General features: G+C 72.6%; 17 protein-coding genes and 1 pseudogene. 5 read left to right on the forward strand and 13 right to left on the reverse strand.

Annotation, left to right across the window (positions count from 1 at the left end; genetic code table 11):
- Positions 1 to 96 precede the first annotated feature (96 nt).
- The gene (locus IF20_RS33775; protein ID WP_052869248.1) at positions 97 to 540 is read left to right on the forward strand and encodes a protease inhibitor I42 family protein; all 444 of its coding nucleotides are present in this window, start codon (positions 97 to 99) and stop codon (positions 538 to 540) included.
- A 119-nt stretch (positions 541 to 659) separates the two neighbouring features.
- Positions 660 to 1187, forward strand: coding sequence for a GtrA family protein (locus IF20_RS33780; protein ID WP_052869249.1), 528 nt, complete (start codon positions 660 to 662; stop codon positions 1185 to 1187).
- Between the two features lie 53 nt (positions 1188 to 1240).
- Here the strand turns inward: IF20_RS33780 and IF20_RS33785 are convergent, their stop codons facing one another.
- Together IF20_RS33785 and IF20_RS33790 are read right to left on the reverse strand one after the other, a co-directional pair.
- On the reverse strand, positions 1241 to 2527 hold the full coding sequence (locus IF20_RS33785; RefSeq protein ID WP_052869250.1) for an ATP-binding protein: 1287 nt from the start codon (positions 2525 to 2527) through the stop codon (positions 1241 to 1243).
- Positions 2528 to 2564: 37 nt separating this feature from the next.
- Positions 2565 to 3245, reverse strand: coding sequence for a response regulator transcription factor (locus IF20_RS33790; protein ID WP_052869251.1), 681 nt, complete (start codon positions 3243 to 3245; stop codon positions 2565 to 2567).
- 442 nt (positions 3246 to 3687) lie between these two features.
- On the opposite strand from IF20_RS33790, the gene IF20_RS33795 reads away from it, so the two are divergent.
- Positions 3688 to 5214, forward strand: a complete 1527-nt coding sequence (locus tag IF20_RS33795; RefSeq protein WP_052869252.1) for a peptide MFS transporter — start codon at positions 3688 to 3690, stop codon at positions 5212 to 5214.
- A 74-nt stretch (positions 5215 to 5288) separates the two neighbouring features.
- Here IF20_RS33795 and IF20_RS33800 read toward each other — a convergent pair whose 3' ends face one another.
- Positions 5289 to 5654 carry a hypothetical protein gene (locus IF20_RS33800; RefSeq protein ID WP_052869253.1) on the reverse strand — a complete coding sequence of 122 codons (366 nt, stop codon included), beginning with the start codon at positions 5652 to 5654 and terminating at the stop codon, positions 5289 to 5291.
- Between the two features lie 153 nt (positions 5655 to 5807).
- Between IF20_RS33800 and IF20_RS33805 the strand changes: the two genes are divergently transcribed.
- Entirely contained in the window at positions 5808 to 6812 is a 1005-nt protein-coding gene (locus tag IF20_RS33805; RefSeq protein WP_199896880.1) for an alpha/beta fold hydrolase, read from the forward strand.
- 33 nt (positions 6813 to 6845) lie between these two features.
- Here IF20_RS33805 and IF20_RS33810 read toward each other — a convergent pair whose 3' ends face one another.
- From IF20_RS33810 to IF20_RS33835, 6 genes are all read right to left on the reverse strand, one after another.
- Positions 6846 to 8324: a hypothetical protein gene (locus IF20_RS33810; RefSeq protein WP_110944804.1), complete on the reverse strand. Its 1479-nt coding sequence runs from the start codon at positions 8322 to 8324 to the stop codon at positions 6846 to 6848.
- The gene (locus tag IF20_RS33815) at positions 8324 to 9358 is read right to left on the reverse strand and encodes a hypothetical protein (RefSeq protein ID WP_052869271.1); all 1035 of its coding nucleotides are present in this window, start codon (positions 9356 to 9358) and stop codon (positions 8324 to 8326) included. Before IF20_RS33815 ends, IF20_RS33810 begins: the two co-directional genes overlap by 1 nt.
- A complete protein-coding gene (locus IF20_RS33820) occupies positions 9355 to 10335 on the reverse strand; it encodes a COG1470 family protein (RefSeq protein WP_052869256.1) in 981 nt (326 codons plus the stop codon). The genes IF20_RS33815 and IF20_RS33820 overlap by 4 nt, the downstream gene beginning before the upstream one ends.
- A gap of 50 nt (positions 10336 to 10385) precedes the next feature.
- Positions 10386 to 11075 (reverse strand): LPXTG cell wall anchor domain-containing protein, encoded by a 690-nt coding sequence (locus IF20_RS33825; protein WP_052869257.1) that lies wholly within the window; start codon positions 11073 to 11075, stop codon positions 10386 to 10388.
- Between the two features lie 215 nt (positions 11076 to 11290).
- Positions 11291 to 11794: an ATP-binding protein gene (locus tag IF20_RS33830; RefSeq protein ID WP_052869258.1), complete on the reverse strand. Its 504-nt coding sequence runs from the start codon at positions 11792 to 11794 to the stop codon at positions 11291 to 11293.
- Positions 11795 to 11989: 195 nt separating this feature from the next.
- Entirely contained in the window at positions 11990 to 12361 is a 372-nt protein-coding gene (locus tag IF20_RS33835) for an STAS domain-containing protein (RefSeq protein WP_052869259.1), read from the reverse strand.
- Between the two features lie 382 nt (positions 12362 to 12743).
- Between IF20_RS33835 and IF20_RS33840 the strand changes: the two genes are divergently transcribed.
- A complete protein-coding gene (locus IF20_RS33840) occupies positions 12744 to 13556 on the forward strand; it encodes an RNA polymerase sigma factor SigF (RefSeq protein WP_407702603.1) in 813 nt (270 codons plus the stop codon).
- Positions 13557 to 13700: 144 nt separating this feature from the next.
- Here the strand turns inward: IF20_RS33840 and hutI are convergent, their stop codons facing one another.
- The 4 genes and pseudogenes from hutI to IF20_RS33860 form a co-directional block, all read right to left on the reverse strand.
- Positions 13701 to 14870 carry an imidazolonepropionase gene (hutI, locus tag IF20_RS33845; RefSeq protein WP_052869261.1) on the reverse strand — a complete coding sequence of 390 codons (1170 nt, stop codon included), beginning with the start codon at positions 14868 to 14870 and terminating at the stop codon, positions 13701 to 13703.
- A gap of 149 nt (positions 14871 to 15019) precedes the next feature.
- Positions 15020 to 16360 (reverse strand): formimidoylglutamate deiminase, encoded by a 1341-nt coding sequence (locus IF20_RS33850; protein ID WP_052869272.1) that lies wholly within the window; start codon positions 16358 to 16360, stop codon positions 15020 to 15022.
- The gene (locus tag IF20_RS33855) at positions 16357 to 17544 is read right to left on the reverse strand and encodes an allantoate amidohydrolase (protein WP_110944809.1); all 1188 of its coding nucleotides are present in this window, start codon (positions 17542 to 17544) and stop codon (positions 16357 to 16359) included. Before IF20_RS33855 ends, IF20_RS33850 begins: the two co-directional genes overlap by 4 nt.
- A 17-nt stretch (positions 17545 to 17561) precedes the next feature.
- Positions 17562 to 18063, reverse strand: a pseudogene (locus IF20_RS33860) (urocanate hydratase); the annotation flags it as partial.

Here is an 18063-nt window from a genome sequence, read left to right on the forward strand (position 1 = left end):
CCTTGGAGGATCCTCCTAATGCAGACGTACCGTACGCCTGTACGAGCCGCCATCGGGAGATAGGCTCATCCGGACGCGCGGACAGGGGGAGGACGCATGGACGGGACCGACGGCATATCCACGCCCTTCCGCAAGATCGGCATAGCGATCGCGGTGGCGGCCCTGCTGGTGACCGTGTACTCCCTGATATCCCTGCTCACCGCCCGGCCCGAGGTCTACGGAGCGCAGGACACCGTCATCTCCGTCTCCCCCGGCGAGCGCTTCTCGATAGAGCTGGACGACAACCCCGGCACCGGCTACCGCTGGACCATCGAGTCCCCGGCCCCCGACCCGCACGTGCTCAAGCCGGCCGGCAGCCACTACGACGCCCGCGAACCGGTGACGGCCGGTTCCGGCGGCACCCGCTACCTGGAGTTCCAGGCCGTCCGCGAGGGCCGTACCGAGCTGTCCCTGCGCCACTGCTTCCAGTGCGGCACGGACCGCGCCGACCCCGACCGCGGCGGTGAGCTGCTCGCCTTCCGCGTCACGGTCACGGACTGACCGCCGGGCCGGAAGGGCCCCGGGCGGCCCGTCGGCGCGCTGGTTAGCATGAGTGGGCGGCGGACCGCCGACCACGGGCCGCCGGACACGACGCCGTCACGGGGAGCTGAGCCACCACCATGTCTGGACGGAGCGCGCTGCGCTCGCGGCTTCGGCTGCTGACCGGCGAGATCGTGAAGTTCGGCGCGGTGGGCGGGGCCGGCGTACTGGTCAACCTGGTGGCCTTCAACCTCGTACGGCACACCACCGAGCTGCCCGTGGTGCGGGCCGGGATCGTCGCGACCGTCGTCGCGATCCTCTGCAACTACATCGGCTTCCGCTACTTCACCTACCGGGACCGGGACAAGAGCGGCCGCACCAAGGAACTGGCGCTCTTCGTCTTCTTCAGCGCGGTCGGCCTGGTGATCGAGAACGGCATCCTCTACGCCGCGACGTACTGGTGCGACTGGAACACCCCGCTTCAGAACAACGTCTTCAAGTTCCTCGGCATCGGCATCGCCACGCTCTTCCGCTTCTGGTCCTACCGCTCCTGGGTCTTCCGGGCGCTGCCCGCCAAGGAGGCCGTGGAGACCGCGGAAGCCTTCCTCGCCGCGCCCGGGGCCGAGGACGCCCGCTCCGGGGCCCCGGCACGCGGCCGACGCCCGTGAGCGCGACCCGGCACGACCGGCGCCCGTGAGCGCCTTCCGGTGCGGCCGGGCGTTCAGCGCGGGCTGACGGCGGGCCCCGGCTCGTCCTCGCCGCCGGGCCGGTACTGCTCGGACTCCCGGCTCAGGAACAGCGCGAAGACCGGCGGCTCCTGCTGGAGCAGCTCCAGCCGGCCGCCGTCCGCCTCCGCCAGGTCCCGGGCCACCGCGAGCCCCAGGCCGGTGGAGTTCCGGCCGCTCACCGTCCGCTCGAAGACCCGGGAGCCGAGGTCCGGCGGTACGCCGGGGCCCGCGTCCGTGACCTCCACGACGGCCTGGTTCCCGGTGACCCGGGTACGCAGCGCCACCGTGCCGTCACCGTGCATCAGCGAGTTCTCGATCAGGGTCGCGAGGACCTGGGCGACCGCGCCCGGCGTGCCCACGGCCCGCAGGTTCTTCTTGCCGGAGCGGACGATGGCCCGGCCCGCGCTGCGGTAGGCGGGCCGCCACTCCTCGATCTGCTGCTTCACGACCTCGTCCAGGTCGAAGGCGACGGCGGAGCCGGACCGCGGGTCACGGCTGTTCGTCAGCAGCCGCTGGACCACGTCGCTGAGCCGGTCGACCTGGCCCAGGGCGATCGTCGCCTCCTCCTTCACCGTGTCCGGGTCGTCGGTGAGGGTGATCTCCTCCAGCCGCATGGACAGCGCGGTCAGCGGCGTACGGAGCTGGTGGGAGGCGTCGGCGGCGAGCCGGCGCTCGGCGGTGAGCATCCGCGCGATCCGCTCGGCGGAGGCGTCCAGCACGTCCGCGACCCGGTCCAGCTCCTGCACGCCGTAGCGGCGGTGGCGCGGCCGGGGGTCGCCGGAGCCGAGGCGTTCGGCGGTCTCGGCGAGGTCGGTCAGCGGCGCTGTCAGCCGGCGGGCCTGGCGTACGGCGAGGAACACGGCGGCGAGGACCGCGAGCGCGGCGACCGCCAGGATGATCAGCAGGGTCCGGCCGATCTCGGCGCTGACCGCGGAGCGGGGCTCCTGGACGGTGACCGTCTCGCCCCGCTCGCCGTGCACGGTCGCGTCGATGACGTCGCCCGAGGGCCGCTCCCCCAGCTCGACCGGGTCGTGACCCGGCACCTTGATACGGGCGTACCGGTCGGTGGTGATCTGCTCGGAGAGCACCTCCGCGGTGATCTTCTCGCCGCCGCTCAGCCGGCTCTCCACCATGCCCACCAGCCGGACGGCCTCGGCGCCCACGCTCTCCTGGGCGCCCGCCTGGATGGTGCGGGTCTCCACGATGACGAGCGAGACGCCGAAGACGGCGATCACGACGAGCACCACGGCGAGCGTGGAGTTGATCAGTCGGCGGCGCACGGTGCCCTCCGGGCAGGGGTGGGGGTTCCTCGGGGCTTCAGCTCTTCTCGAAGCGGAAGCCCACGCCGCGCACGGTGGCGATGTAACGGGGGTTGGCCGCGTCGTCACCGAGCTTCTTGCGGAGCCAGGAGATGTGCATGTCGAGCGTCTTCGTCGAGGACCACCAGGTGGTGTCCCAGACCTCGCGCATCAGCTGATCGCGGGTCACCACGCGGCCGGCGTCCCGCACCAGCACCCGCAGCAGGTCGAACTCCTTCGCGGTCAGTTGGAGTTCCTCCTCGCCCATCCAGGCGCGGTGGGACTCCACGTCGATCCGGACGCCATGGGTGGCCGGCGGCTGCTGGGGCTCGGCGGTCGTGCCGCGGCGGAGCAGCGCCCGCACCCGCGCGAGCAGCTCCGCCAGCCGGAAGGGCTTGGTGACGTAGTCGTCGGCGCCGGCGTCCAGGCCGACCACGGTGTCCACCTCGTCCGCGCGGGCGGTGAGCACCAGGATCGGGCAGGAGTGGCCTTCGTTGCGCAGCCGGCGGGCGACCTCCAGGCCGTCCATGCCGGGCAGTCCCAGGTCGAGCACGAGCAGGTCGATGTTGCCCTGCAGACCGGCGTCGAGCGCCGTGGGGCCGTCCTCACGCACCTCGACTTCGTAACCCTCACGGCGGAGTGCGCGAGCGAGCGGCTCCGAGATGGACGCGTCATCCTCGGCGAGCAGTACACGGGTCATGGCCCGATGGTAGTCCGACAGGTCACGGCCACGATGCCCCTCCGAGGGCGTCCCCCGGACGACCGCGGGCGTGCACCGCTCGGTTCCCGGGTCGTCATGTGACCGTTGTCTCACTGGCACCAACCTCAGCTACGCGCGTCGTACAGTGGCAGGACGTCCGTCGTACAACCCGGGACCTTGGCGTTCATATGACGTCATGGTCCTCGTTGTGTACGGGGCCGGCACGACCGGGCCCGTGGGCAAATGACCTCCTAGACCGGGCCCATCGCACATGACACGGGGGCGTGGATTCCGGTGTACGGCCGTCCTGTCGATTCCTCTCTCCACAGTGGTGTCGCACCTCCCTACCGGGCGTGGGGGGCGGACGGCACTGCGCCGGTGCCGGTCAGCCGTCCCGGGCGCGCAGCCCCACCTGTGCGTCCCGATCACTCAAGGATCGACCATGGCGTCCAGCCTGACGAAGGAATCCCCCGGGCAGGGAACCCCTGCCGGCGGCAAGACCTTCTTCGGCCACCCCCGCGGCCTGGCCACCCTGTTCATGACCGAGATGTGGGAGCGCTTCAGCTTCTACGGCATGCGGGCCCTGCTGACCGTCTATCTGCTCTCCGGCGGCCCCGATGCGAAAAAGGGCAGTCTCGGCGGCGGACTGGCCATGGACTTGGCCACGACGACGGCCATTTACTCCATCTACATGGCCATGGTCTACCTGCTGACCATGCCCGGCGGCTGGCTCGCCGACCGGCTATGGGGCCCCCGCAAGACCGTCGCCATCGCTGCGGTCGTCATCATGCTCGGCCACCTCACGCTGGCCGGCCCCGGTCAGGGCTTCTTCTTCGTGGGCCTCTGTCTCGTGGCCCTCGGTTCCGGCCTGCTGAAGGCCAACATCTCCACGATGGTCGGCCACCTCTACGACGGGCCGAACGATCCCCGCCGTGACGGCGCCTTCACCATCTTCTACATGGGCATCAACATCGGTGCCTTCCTCGCGCCGCTGATCATCGGCACTGTCGGCCAGACCGTGAACTGGCACCTCGGCTTCGCGATCGCCGCCATCGGCATGGGCCTGGGCCTGCTCCAGTTCCTGCTCGGCACCAAGCACCTGAGCCCGGAGAGCAGCAAGGTCCCCACCCCGCTCACCGCCGAGGAGCGCACCTCATGGCTGCGCAAGGGTCTGACCTGGCTCATCATCGCCGTTGTCTTCTACGGTGTGGTCGTCCTGACCGGTCACTTCACCCTGAACTGGGCAATGATCCCGCTGAGCGTGCTCGGCATCCTCATCCCGGCCGGTGTCCTTTTCCGCATCAAGCGCGACAAGGACCTGTCCCAGAGCGAGCAGAGCAAGATGTCCGGGTACATCTGGTTCTTCATCGCCGCGGCCGCTTTCTGGATGATCTACGACCAGGGCGGATCCACCGTCCAGGCCTTCGGTGAGACCAAGGCCTCCGGTTCGCTGCTCGGCGTCGAGTTCCCCTCCACGTGGTACCAGTCGCTGAACCCGGTGTTCGTCATGGCGCTGGCCCCGGTCTTCGCCTGGCTGTGGCTGTGGCTGAACCGGAAGGGCAAGGAGCCCAGCACCATCCTGAAGTTCGTCGTCGGCCTGTTCCTCATCGGCGTCTCGTTCTTCTTCTTCCTGGCCCCGCTGGGCATGGCTGCCGGTGGTACGGCCGTCAGCCCGATGTGGGTGCTGGGCATCTACTTCATCCAGACCATCGGTGAGCTGTGCCTCTCCCCCGTCGGCCTGTCGCTGACCACGAAGATGGCGCCGGTGAAGTACGCCAGCCAGATGATGGGCATCTGGTTCCTCGCCAACACCGCGGGCGACTCCGTCACCAGCCTGCTGTCCATCGGCGGCGTCGACATGAGCGGCTCGCGCGCGGTCCTGGTCGAGGCGATCCTCGCGGCCCTCGCGGCGTTCGCGATCTACATGTACCGCAAGAAGGTCAAGACGCTCATGGGCGAGATTCACTGACGTCTCCGCCACGGAGCAAAGGCAGCGGGCCGGCACGAAGCGCTTCGTGCCGGCCCGCTGCCTTTGTCCGTCAGTTACTTGGTCACGACCCGCATGCTCCGCAGGAAGCTTCGGAAGCTGCACTTCACGTGCGACTTCTTGCCCGGCGACACCCACGGCCCGTAGAAGTCCCAGGGCACGGTGTGCTCCTGCCCCGCTCCCACGCCGCGGATGACGTCGCAAGTGAGCACCACGCGGTGCTTGTGCACCTTCTTGCCCGACGTGGACTTCTTGCACTGCGACCAGCCGGTCGCCCGGCCCCAGTCGAGGTGGCCGATGACCACCTTGCACTTGTACTTCGCGCCCGCGGCCTCGGCGGTACCCGCAGAGGCCAGCGTCAGCCCGGACGTCATCATGATCGCCGCGAGAGCGCTGGTGGCGAGCTTCTTGCCTATGTTCACGTGTTCCCCAGTTTTTGTGGTCAGTGCCCAGGGGGCACGTGAGTCATCCTATAAAAGGTGATGCACATGTCCACGTCATAAATCACGGCCATTTGAGTGGCGCGCCCCGGCCGGGCCGGGAGAGCCTGCGCGGGGTGCGGTAACGATCGGCGTATGCGCCGAGGGAGTGTGTGGGCCGGGGTGTGCGGGGTGCTGGCCGTCGCGTGTCTGACGGTGGTGCCGCAGGCCGGGCGGGCCGCGGCGGCACAGGGCGTGCGGGCCGCGGCGGCACAGGGCGTGCGGGCCGCGGCGGACGCGGCGGGCGGCGGCGATCCGTACCTGGGGACGTACGCCTACGGGCCCACGGAACGGCAGACGATCGGGGCCTACCGCGCGCCGGGCCGAGACCTGCGGCCCGTGGTGATGATTCTGCACGGCGGCTACTGGGCGCAGGACTCCGACTGGAGCGGCTGGGCCCGGAAGCTGGCAGCGCGCGGCTTCGTCGTCTTCGACACGGACTACCGGCTCAACACCGACGCGCCCTGGCCCGCGCAGCGCACCGACGCGCTCGCCGCGCTGCAGTGGATCCACGCCCGGGCCGCCCGCTTCCGGGCCGACCCGCGCCGGATCGTACTGCTCGGCTCGTCGGCGGGCGGCCAGATCGCGGCGAACACCGCGGAGTACGCCGCCGGCACGCCGTACCGGCCGGCCGGCGTGGTCGCGCTGTCCCCGGTGGCCGATCCGTACCTGGCCTGGCGGGACGGCGCCCGCGCCGGCGCCTCGGCCCAGCAGCGCCGGCTGCGGCGCGAGGCGCGGAAACTCGCGGGGTGCGACCCCGCGGCCGCGAAGGCGCCCGCCATGGCCGCCGTGAAGTGCCGCGCGACCTGGGCCGACATGGCCGCGAAGAGCTGGGCGCCGGGCGGTCCGAAGCGGCCCGGCGGCCCCGGGGTGCCGATGCTGCTGGCGCACTTCGCGCACGACTTCGTCCCGGTCGCGCACTCACGGGGGCTGGCCGGGGCCGAGCCGGCGGCCACGGTGACGGTCGTCCCCGGCACCGGCCACGGCATGACGGCGCTCACCCGCCCGGCGACCGAACGCCGGGTACTGGCCTGGCTGACGGCCCGGACGCGGCAGCCGGCGGGTCCGGCGGCCCCGAAGGTCCCGACGACACAGCCGTAGGGCCGGCCGCGGCAGGCCGGCCGGCCCGTCCGCTCAGCGCCGCAGGTAGCGGCGCGGCATGAAGGTGAAGACGGCGCCGCCGAGCAGCACGACGGTGCCGGCGATCAGCCCGAGGGCCTGCAATCCGCCGTGGTCCGCCGCGCCGGTGTCGGCGAGGCCGCCGGAGCCGCCCGCCGCTCCCGAGGCGCCGCCGCTGCCCGCGTCGCCGCCGGACGCCGCGCCGCCGGACGCCGCGCCGCCGGCGGAGCCGCCCGAGCCGGTTCCGCCGCTCGCGCCGCCCGGCTGGGCGCTGGTGTCGAGCGTGAGCGAGACGCCCGGGTCCTTCTCGGGCGTGCAGGTCGTCGTCGTGCCGAGCGCCTTGACGGTCAGGACACCGGGCGTGAGCGTGGCCTTCCCGTCGGCTCCCGGCTTGTACGTGCCCTTGAGGTCGGGAATCTCGATGGGGTCGCCGGACTTGATCGGCTCCTTGTTGGTCGCGCCCTCGACGTGCACCGTTCCCTTGTCCGCGCCGCCCAGCTTCACCTCCATCGACGGCTTGACCGAGTCCTTGGGGATGTCCGCCGGGCTGTCCATCACCGACTTGGAGAACTTCACGGTCAGGTCGAAGGCGCCGCCCTTTTTGGTGCCGTCGATCCGCACCGGCGAGGTGGCCTTCTTGTCCCCGATCGGCGTCTTGCAGGCGTACGGGACCTCGACCTCCTTGCCCTTGTACGCGGTGCCGTCGGGGTCGCCGTTACCGCCGCCGGAGCCGCCCGTACCGCCTCCGGTGCTGCCGCCCGACGCGCCGGCGTCGCCGCCGGAGGCCGTTCCGCCGGAGGCCGTTCCACCGGAGTCCGAGCCGCCGGAGTCCGAGCCGCCGGCGGTGGACCCGCCGGCGGTGGTCGTCCCGCCCGTGCCGGAGCCGCCCGTGGCCGCCCCGCCGGACGACGCGCCGCCGCCGTCCGTGACCTTGATGGTGGCCGCGGGCTTCACGTCTTCCTTGGGCGCGCACTTGGTGTCCGTGGAGATCGGCTTGTTGACGTTGATCGTGTAGTTGCCGGGCGTGAGCGTGACCTCGCCCGGCTTCTCCAGCTTCAGCTTGCCCTTCATGTCGGACAGCACCATCGGGCTGTTCTTCGGTATCGCCGGGTTCTGCCGCGCGCCCTTCATGGCGATGTCGCCGGTCTGCGCGCCGGCCGCCTTCAGTACCCCGCTCGGCTGCACGGTGTCCTCGGCCAGGTCCAGCACGTCCGGGTTCTTGGAGGCGGCCGCGACCGTCTTCCACACCACCTCGACCTCGTCGCCCACCTTCGCGGTGGCCGGCGCGGTGATCTCGACCTCGGTGGTGCCCTGCACCGGGTCCAGGCCGGAGATGGGCGGCGGGACGCACTCGGTCGCGTACGACACCGCCGTGGCGGCGTCCGGCAGGCCCGGTACCGGGTCCGCCACCGCCGTACCGGACACCGCCAGCAGACCCGCGCCCGCGAGCATCAGCGCGCTCCCGGCCGCGGCCGCTCTCCTCCGTTGCTCCATCACGAAGTACCTTTCGACGTCGGTCGCTCGGTGGATGTGCTGAGGGACGGTGCGGTGTCCGGGGTGAACCAGGGCAGGCCGCCCACGGGCCCGCCGGCGGCCCGCTCCGCGGCAGGCGCCGGGCCACGCGGCCTGACCTTGTCGACGATCGCCATGCCGATGCGGAAGACCGCGGCCGGCACCACGACGCACAGCAGGATCCAGAAGAGGGTCACGCCCCAGGGCCGGCCGACCTGCCACGGCTGCTCGGCCAGCACCTTCCCGCCGTACTTCACGGCGACCGTGTAGTCGCCGTGCGCACCGGCCGCCAGCTCGACCGGTAGCGTGACCTGCGCTTTCCTGCCCGCCGGTACGGTCCCCCGCCACTGCTGGTCCGACCACTGCGGGGCGAGGACGCCGTGCCCGGTGCCGACCTCGAAAACCGGGTTCTCGGCGGGTTCGGCGCCGAGGTTGCCCACCGTGAACACCAGCTGCCGCTGCGGAGGCGCGCCGAACCAGGTGAGCAGGTTGGAGCTGCCGCGCAGCCGGGCCGGTGCCAGGACGGCGAGCCGGCCGCCGCCGGTCCGCTCGGGCAGCGGGGCCACCGGGTGTCCGGCGACGGTGAACGGGGCGTCCGCCGCCGCGGCCCGGCCGGTCACGGTGGTGACGTGCACGACGCACGGGCACGGTTCAGGCGGCTCGGCGACCGGCAGCCGGGTGTGGAAGGCGCCGTCGGAGCCGGTGGTGACGGCGCGCCCGTCGGCGTTGGCGCACGTATTGGTGCCGCCGATCATGTTCTGGCCGCAGATCAACAGCGTGAGCAGGGCCTTCGGCCGCCAGCCGGAGCCGGTCACGGTGATCGAGCCGCCCTTGCCGGCCTGCCGCTGGGAGAGCTCGACGGCGGGCTTGCCGCGGTCGTCGGCGGCGGCGCGTGCCGTGCCGGCCGCGGGCAGGGTGGCGAGCGCGGCGGCGACGGCGAGCGCGGCAGCCGCCGACGCCCGGCGCGCGGCCTTCCGCCGGACCGCCGCCGACCGCCTCGCGCGTACTCCGCTCACGCCGTCACCCCCGTCGCCCACGCCCGTTCCGCGCCGCTCTCGTGGCCCGCGCCGCTCTCGTGGCCCGCGCCGCTCTCCTCGCCCGCGCCGCTCTCCTCGCCCGCCGCGGCGGTCCCGCCCGCGCCCGCGCGCCGCCGCCGCAGAAACCAGCCGCCCACCGCCGCGCCACCGCCGACACCGAGCAGGCCCAACGCGCCCCACGGCACCGCCGTGTACGTCGCACGGGCCGTGCCGTGTGCGCCGCCCGCGGCGGTGGCCGTGACGGTGACGTCCACGGAGTCCAGCGCGGGCGGATCGGGCCAGGCCTCGGTACGGGTGAGCCGGCGGCCCGGCGGCAGCCCGGCGGGCAGCCGGTGCGCGGCCCGGCGCAGCTCGCCGCCGAGCAGTCCGTCGGCGCTGACCCCGACCTTCGGGTCCAGCGTCGTGTTGCCGCGGTTGACCAGGTCGTACCGGATGACGGCCGCGCCGTCCCGGTCCGTGACCGCCACGTTCTCGACGGAGAGGGCGGCCAGCGTGGGCCCGGTGACCCGCAGGTGGACGGGTACGGCCGTGGTGCGCGCGGCCGGGCCGGCGCGACGTACGGAGAGCGCGGCCGGGTGGTCCCCGGGGAGCGCGTCGCGCGGCACCGTGACCGTGAACGGCACCTCGGCGCGGGTGCGCGGCGGCACCTCGACCGTGCGGGCCGCGGTGACGATCCAGGCGCCGGGGCCCGTCCCGGCCTCGGACTCGCGCCCGGCGCCGGAGTCGGTGGAGCGCACGGTGAACGTCCGGGCGCGGTCGTCGCGGTTGGTGAGCGCCAGCCGGTCGGTGAGCACGCTGCCGGGGGCGCCCTCCAGATAGAAGTACGGGCGCGCGTGCGCTCCCGCCGGTGCCGCGACCCGGCCGCCGTCCGCCGCGGCGGCGGGCGGCGCGCAGGGCAGCGCGGCGGCGGTCAGCGCGGTCGCGCCGGCGGCGACGGCGCGGATACGGCAGGGCATCGGCGGCTCCCGGAGTCGTACGGGCTCGTCCTCCTGCGGTGTCCGGCGCGTCAGGTGCGCTGCCGGCGGGTCAGCCAGAGCGTGCCGGCGGCCCCGGCGAGCACAACGGTGGCGCCGAGCATGCCCAGCGCCACGGCGTCGTCGGCGGGCCCGGTCTGCGGCAGTTCGCCGCCGGGCGGGGCCGATGAACCGCCGCTGCCGCCGGTCCCCTCGACGTCCAGGGAGAGCGCGGGCTTCGGGTTGTTGCTGGGCGTGCACGTGGTGGTGGTGCCCATCGCCTTGATGGTGAGCGTGGACGCCGTGAAGGTGACCTTGCCGCTCTTCTTCGGCGTGTACGTCCCGCTCAAGTCGCTGATTTTGATGGGGGTGTTGGCGGGGATCGCCGTGTCGTTGGGCGGGCCGGTCACCGGTACGTCACCGGTCTCCGCGCCGCCCAGCTTGATGAGCGCGCTGGGCTTCATCGCGCCCTTGCCCAGTTCGATGGGGCTGGAGGAGACGCCCTTCCGGAAGGACATCACGAGCTTGTAGCCGTCACCGGACTTCGTGGACGTGATGTCGATGGGCGAGACCGCGCCCTTGTTCCCGATCGGCGTCTTGCACTGGTAGTTGACGTCCACGACCTCGGCGTGCGCGGCGGGGGCCGCGAGCATCACCGACGTCGCCGCGGTGAGCAGCACGGCCGCCGCCGGTCCGGCCGGGCCCGTGCGGCGCCGGCTGCGCTGGGCGTTGAAGCGGGCCACCTCGATCTCCCCTTCCTCCGGTTACCGCACCGCCGGGCGTTACTGACGGCACATCAGATTGGGCGTCAAGGTACGCCGGGGGCCGTGGGGAAGGAAGAGACATGCACGAGGGAAACGGGCGCAGACAACGGAAAACCGCCCCCGCCGGGTCGGCGCGAGCGGTGCGGAAAAGCGGCGGAGGCGGCGATCCGGTCCCGGTACCACCGCCCACTCCGCTACGACGGCGCGGCCAGCTCCGCCCACACGGTCTTGCCCGTGCCGTCGGGGTTGCGTACGACCCCCCAGTCCAGGCAGAGCCGCTGGACGATGAACATGCCGTGCCCGCCGGGACGCCCCGCACGGTGCGGGGTGCGCGGCGCGGGCGAACCGGCCCCGAGGTCGGTGACCTCCAGGCGCAGCATCTTGGCGTTGCAGCGCAGCGCCAGCTCCTCCGGGCCCTCGGCGTGCAGGCAGGCGTTGGTGACCAGCTCGGAGACGACGAGCAGGACGTCCTCGGCGGCGGCCCGCTGATCGGCACCGGCGGCCGGCAGCCAGCCCCAGTCGTGCAGCGCCTGCCGGGCGAAGTCACGGGCTCGGGCGACAGCGCCACGGGCGCCCGCGAGACGCAGCCTGCGGATCTGGCCGGCCGGCACGATGGCCGGGGAGGCAGCAGTGGCAGCGCCGGCGTTCCCCGGGTCCGGGCCCAGATCGCCCGGCGGGTACGGCCGGGTGGTGCTCATCAGCGCTTCACCTCACCGATTCGCCTTTTCACGGATGACGGATACCTGACGGGTTCAAAAAGATTCAGATGTCTCCTGCCCGGCCGGACCGTGAGAACACCCACTTCTTGGGGACGGAAGTTGTGACGGAGCCAACGCGACCGGAATCGGCCCCTTTGCAGACCGCCCGTCACTGTCGCCCCCTGCGTTGCCGGCTCAGTCGGCGGCCAGCGCCGCGTCGACCGTGTCGTGCACGGTGAAGACCGCGTCCGCACCGGTGATCTCGAAGACCCTGGCCACCACCGGCTGCATCGCCGCCAGGTGCACCCCGCCACCCTCGGCCTCCACCTTCAGGCGGGCGCCCAGCAGGACGTTCAGCCCCGTGGAGTCCATGAACTCCAGTTGCGAACAGTCCACGACCAGTCGCACAAAGCCATCGGCGACACAGCCTTCGAGTGACTCGCGCAACAACTCCGCGGTGTGGTGATCGAGCTCACCCGCCGCGGTGACGACCGCACTGGCGCCGTGCCGGCGGACCCCGACGTGGAGCCGTCCCCGGCTTGCACTGCCGACCGTCCCACGGTCCATGCGCGCGCACCCCTCTTGCTGTCTCGGCGTCTGGTTCTGCTTACGACTGCGCACGTCGAAGCCTACGCCTTAGATACGCAGGCTGGTAGCCGAAGAATGCGCGTACTTACACGAATACGGACAACACGCACTTGCCTTCTTCAGGTGAACCCGGGTAGGCGTAGTAGGGACACATTCGAAACAGCCGGCTTTGGAGGCGCCGCAGACCGCAGCTTCAGGTACAGGCATCGGCAGCCATATGCCGAGAACGATGGAGGACACCATGTCACCCCGGCTCGACGAAGTGCGCACCGACCAGACCACGGACAACGCGTCGTCGACACCCCTGTCCGAACAGATCCCTGCCCAGCACCTGCCGATCGATGCAACCGGATTCGACGGAATGCCGGAGATCGACGGCCTGCCCGAGATCCCGCCGTACGACGAGGTCGGACCGGTGGACGCCCGGGCGCTCTCCAAGACGCTCTTCCGGCGCCTGGAGACCCTCGAAGAGGGCACGCACGAGTACGCGTACGTCCGCAACACCCTGGTGGAGCTCAACCTCGCCCTGGTGAAGTTCGCGGCCTCCCGGTTCCGCTCCCGCAGCGAGCCCATGGAGGACATCGTCCAGGTCGGCACGATCGGCCTGATCAAGGCGATCGACCGCTTCGAACTGGACCGCGGAGTGGAGTTCCCCACCTTCGCCATGCCGACGATCGTCGGCGAGATCAAGCGTTTCTTCCGCGACACCAGCTGGTCGGTACGGGTCCCGCGGCGCCTGCAGGAGCTGCGCCTGGACCTCGCCAAGGCCGGCGACGAGCTGGCGCAGAAGCTCGACCGCGCACCCACCGTGAGCGAGCTCGCCGAGCGCCTGTCCATCACCAAGGACGAGGTCGTCGAGGGGATGGCCGCGAGCAACGCGTACACCGCGAGCTCGCTGGACGCCCAGCCCGAGGAGGACGACACCGAAGGCGCGCTGGCGGACCGCATCGGCTACGAGGACCACGGCCTCGAGGGCATCGAGTACGTCGAGTCCCTGAAGCCTCTGATCGCGGAACTCCCGCCGCGCGATCGCAAGATCCTTTCCCTCCGCTTCGTCGCGAACATGACGCAGTCGGAGATCGGCGACGAGCTGGGCATCTCCCAGATGCACGTCTCCCGCCTGCTGTCGCGCACCTTGGTCAAGCTCCGCAAGGGCCTGATGGTCGAGGAGTGAAAGTCCCGCGGTCCCGGCGCCCGCACGCCTGAACCGCGCGGAGGAGGGCCGGCCCCGAGCACCTCGGGGCGGGCCCCCTTTCGCTTTTCCGGGCCGTTCGGCGGGGGCGCGGCTGGCCGCCCCGCCCCGGCCGCCCGGAGGGCCTCAGACGGCGCGTACGCCCGCTCGCCAGACCTTGGTGATCAAGGGGACGCCCGGGCGGTAGGCGAGGTGGACGTGGGAGGGGGCGTCCAGGAGGGCGAGGTCGGCGCGGGAGCCGGGGGTGAGGCGGCCCACGTCGGTGCGGCGCAGGGCCTGCGCACCGCCGGCCGTGGCGGACCAGATCGCCTCGTCGGGGGTCATCTTCATGTCGCGGACCGCGAGCGCGATGCAGAACGGCATGGAGGACGTGAACGAGGAGCCGGGGTTGCAGTCCGTGGAGAGGGCGACCGTGGCGCCCGCGTCCAGCAGGCGGCGGGCGTCGGGCCACTCGGCGCGGGTGGAGAACTCCGCGCCGGGCAGCAGCGTGGCGACGGTGTTGCCCTGGGCCAGCGCGTCCACGTCCGCGTCGGTCAGGTGCGTGCAGTGGTCGGCGGAGGCCGCGTCCAGCTCGACGCCCAGCTGCACGCCGGGCCCGTAGGAGAGCTGGTTGGCGTGGATGCGGGGCAGCAGGCCGCGCTCCTTGCCGGCGGTGAGGATCGCGCGGGCCTGGTCGCCGTCGAAGGCGCCCTTCTCGCAGAAGACGTCGATCCAGCGGGCGTGCGGGGCGCAGGCGTCCAGCATCGGGCCGGTCACGAGCGCCACGTAGCCGGCCGGGTCCTCCGCGTAGTCGGGCGAGACGATGTGCGCACCCAGGTAGGTCACCTCGTCGGTGTGGCCGGCGGCGATGCGCAGGGCACGCGCCTCGTCCTCGACGGTGAGGCCGTAGCCGGACTTGGTCTCGAAGGTGGTGGTGCCCTGGCGCAGCGCCTCCGCCATGTAGTGCGCGACGTTCGCGGAGAGTTCCTCGTCGGTGGCGGCACGGGTCGCGGCCACGGTCGTGCGGATGCCGCCGGCCGAGTACGCGCGCCCCGACATCCGGGCGTTGAACTCCTGCGTGCGGTCGCCGCCGAAGACCAGGTGGGAGTGGGAGTCGACGAAGCCGGGGATGGCGGCCCGGCCGCCCGCGTCGTGGACGGTGTCGGCGGCCGGCGCGCTGCCACTGGGCCCCACCCAGGCGACGCGGTCGCCCTCGATGACGACGGTGGCGTCCTCGATCAGGCCGATCGGGCCGGCGCCGAGCGAGGGGTCGTTGGTGACCAGGCTGCCGATGTGGGTGATGGCGGTGGACGACATGGTCGTTGCGTTCCTCTCGGGGTGGGGTGCTCCGGTACGTACGCGGGTCCAGGTGCCCGGTCGGGCACGTGCCCGGTCGGACACGTGCCCGGCCCCCGGTACGTGCGGCGGCCCCGCACCCCCACGAGGGGGCACGGGGCCGGGGCCGGTCAGGCCCGCAGGGCGTCGATCGCCGAGGCCAGCGCCGCGGGGACGTCGGGGACGAGGGCGTGGACGCCGTCCCGGACGACCTGGCGACCGCCGACGACGGTGTGCCGCACGTCGGCGTTGGAGGCCGCGAAGACGGCGGTCTCCGCGCCGAGCCGGGGCAGCGGCCCGGCCGTGCGGACGGTGTCCAGCGCGATCGTGGTGAAGTCGGCGAGCGCGCCGGTGCGCAGCGCGCCCGCGTCGTCCCAGCCCAGCGACCGGTGGCCGTCGGGCGACGCGGCGCGCAGCAGCGCGGCGGCGGTCCAGTGGCCGCGGGTACGGGTGCGCAGCCGCTCGTTCAGCTCCATCGCCCGCGCCTCCTCGAACAGGTCGATGACGGCGTGGCTGTCGCTGCCCAGCGAGAGCGGGGAGCCCGCCGCCTGGACGGTGGTCGCCGGGCCGATGCCGTCGGCGAGGTCCCGCTCGGTGGTGGGGCACATGCACACGCCGGTGCCCGAGTCGCCGAGCAGCCGAATGTCCTCGTCGGTGAGGTGGGTGGCGTGCACGGCGGTCGTACGCGGCCCGAGCACGCCGTGGTCGGCGAGCAGCCGGGTGGGCGTGCAGCCGTGCGCGGCCCGGCAGGCGTCGTTCTCGGCGGTCTGCTCGGAGAGGTGGACGTGCAGCGGGGCCTCACTGTCCTGTGCCCACTGCGCGACCGTGCCGAGCTGGTCGGCGGGGACGGCCCGTACGGAGTGCACGGCGGCGCCGATCCGGGCGTGCGCGCGGTCCTCCTTGAGCTGTCCGGCGCGCTCGGCCCAGGCCCGCGCGTCGCCGTCGCTGAACCGCAGCTGGTGCCGGTTGGGCGGCTCGCCGAAGCCGGACGACAGGTAGGCGGTGTCCAGCAGCGTGATGCGGATGCCCGCCTCGTCGGCCGCGGCGATCAGCGCCTCGCCCATCGCGTTCGGGTCGTCGTACCGGCCGCCGCCGGGCGCGTGGTGCAGGTAGTGGAACTCCCCGACGCAGGTGATCCCCGCCAGCGCCATCTCCGCGTACACGGCGCGGGCGAGCGCGTGGTAGCTGTCCGGCGTGAGCTGCGCTGCGGTCGTGTACATCACCTCGCGCCAGGTCCAGAACGTCCCGGAGCCCACCTGCACGGTGCCGCGCAGCGCGCGGTGGAAGGCGTGCGAGTGCGCGTTGGCGAGGCCGGGAAGCGTCAGCCCGCGCAGTGTTTCGGCCCCGGGCGGCGGGACCTCAACGCCGGTGCGGACGGCGGTGATCCGCCCGTCCCCGGTCTCCACGACCACCCCCGGCTCGACATTTGTGCCGAGCCAGGCGTGCTCCAGCCAGTACGTCGTCGGCGTCAGCTGCACGCCAAACCCTCCAGTACGTCGGCGAGTGCGCGGACCCCCGCGACGCAGTCGTCCTCCGCCGCGTGCTCGGCGGGCGAGTGCGAGACGCCGGTGGGGTTGCGTACGAACAGCATGGCGGTCGGGACAGTCCCGGACAAAATACCCGCATCGTGTCCCGCCCCTGTCGGCAGCACGGGTACGCCGCCGAGCGTTTTGGCGAGCCGGTCGCGCAGGTCGTGCGCGAACTCCACGACGGGCGTGAAGGACTCCCGGGTGACGCTGACGTCCACCCCGTCGGTCCGGGCGCGCTCGGCCGCGGCCCGCTCGATCCCGCCGACCACCGCGTCCAGCGTCTCCTGGTCGGCGGCGCGCGAGTCCAGCCAGCCGCGGACGAGGGACGGGATGGCGTTGACGCCGTTGGGCTCGACGCCGACCTTCCCGAAGGTGGCCAGCGCGCCGTGCCGCGCGGCGTACTCGCGCGCGGCGAGCACGGTCTGCGCGTACGTCAGCATCGGGTCGCGGCGGTCTTCGAGGCGCGTCGTACCGGCGTGGTTGGCCTCGCCGCGGAAGTCGAATCGCCAGCGGCCGTGCGGCCAGATCGCGGACGCCACGCCCACCGGGTCGCCGGTCAGGTCGAGCGCCCGCCCCTGCTCCACGTGCAGCTCGACGAACGCGCCGATGCGGGCGAGCCGCTCGTCGTCGGCGCCGATGGTCTCCGGGTCGTACCCGGCCCGCTCCATGGCCTGCGGGAGGCTGATGCCGTCGGCGTCCGTCAGCTGGTGCGCCTTCTCGACGGTCAGCTGCCCGGCGGCGAGCCGCGACCCGACGCAGGCCAGCCCGAACCGGGCGCCCTCCTCGTCACCGAAGTTGGTGATCGCCAGCGGGCGGGTGAACTCCGCTCCCCTCCCGCGGAGTTCGTCCAGCGCGGCGAAGGAGGACACCACGCCGAGTGGCCCGTCGAAGGCACCGCCGTCCGGCACGGAGTCCAGGTGCGACCCGGTGACCACGGCGTCCCCGGCCTCCGGGTCGCCGAGCCAGGCCCACTGGTTGCCGTTCCGGTCGACCTCGTACGTCAGCCCGCGGGCCTCCGCCTGCGCCCGGAACCAGGCCCGGCAGTCGGCGTCCGCACCGGTCCATGCGAAGCGGCGGTAGCCCTTGCTGTCGGCGTCCCGGCCGATCGGGAGCAGGTCCCGCCACATCTCGTGGAACGAAGTGCTCACTGGTCGCCGCCCTCGCCCTCACGCATGGGAACGCGCACGCCCCGCTCGGCCGCGACGGTGTCGGCGATGTCGTATCCGGCGTCGACGTGCCGGATGACGCCCATGCCGGGGTCGTTCGTCAGGACACGACGGATCTTCTCGCCGGCGAGCTTGGTGCCGTCGGCGACGGAGACCTGACCGGCGTGGATCGACCGCCCCATGCCCACGCCGCCACCGTGGTGCAGCGACACCCAGGAGGCACCGGAGGCGACGTTGACCATGGCGTTCAGCAGCGGCCAGTCCGCAATCGCATCCGAGCCGTCGAGCATGGCCTCGGTCTCCCGGTACGGGGACGCGACCGAGCCGCAGTCCAGGTGATCCCGACCGATCGCGAGCGGGGCCTGGAGCGTGCCATCGGCCACCATGTCGTTGAACCGCTCACCGGCCTTGTCCCGCTCGCCGTAACCCAGCCAGCAGATCCGGGCCGGCAGCCCCTGGAAGTGCACCCGCTCACCCGCC

The organism is Streptomyces niger (assembly GCF_000718305.1).
Classification (GTDB): domain Bacteria; phylum Actinomycetota; class Actinomycetes; order Streptomycetales; family Streptomycetaceae; genus Streptomyces; species Streptomyces niger.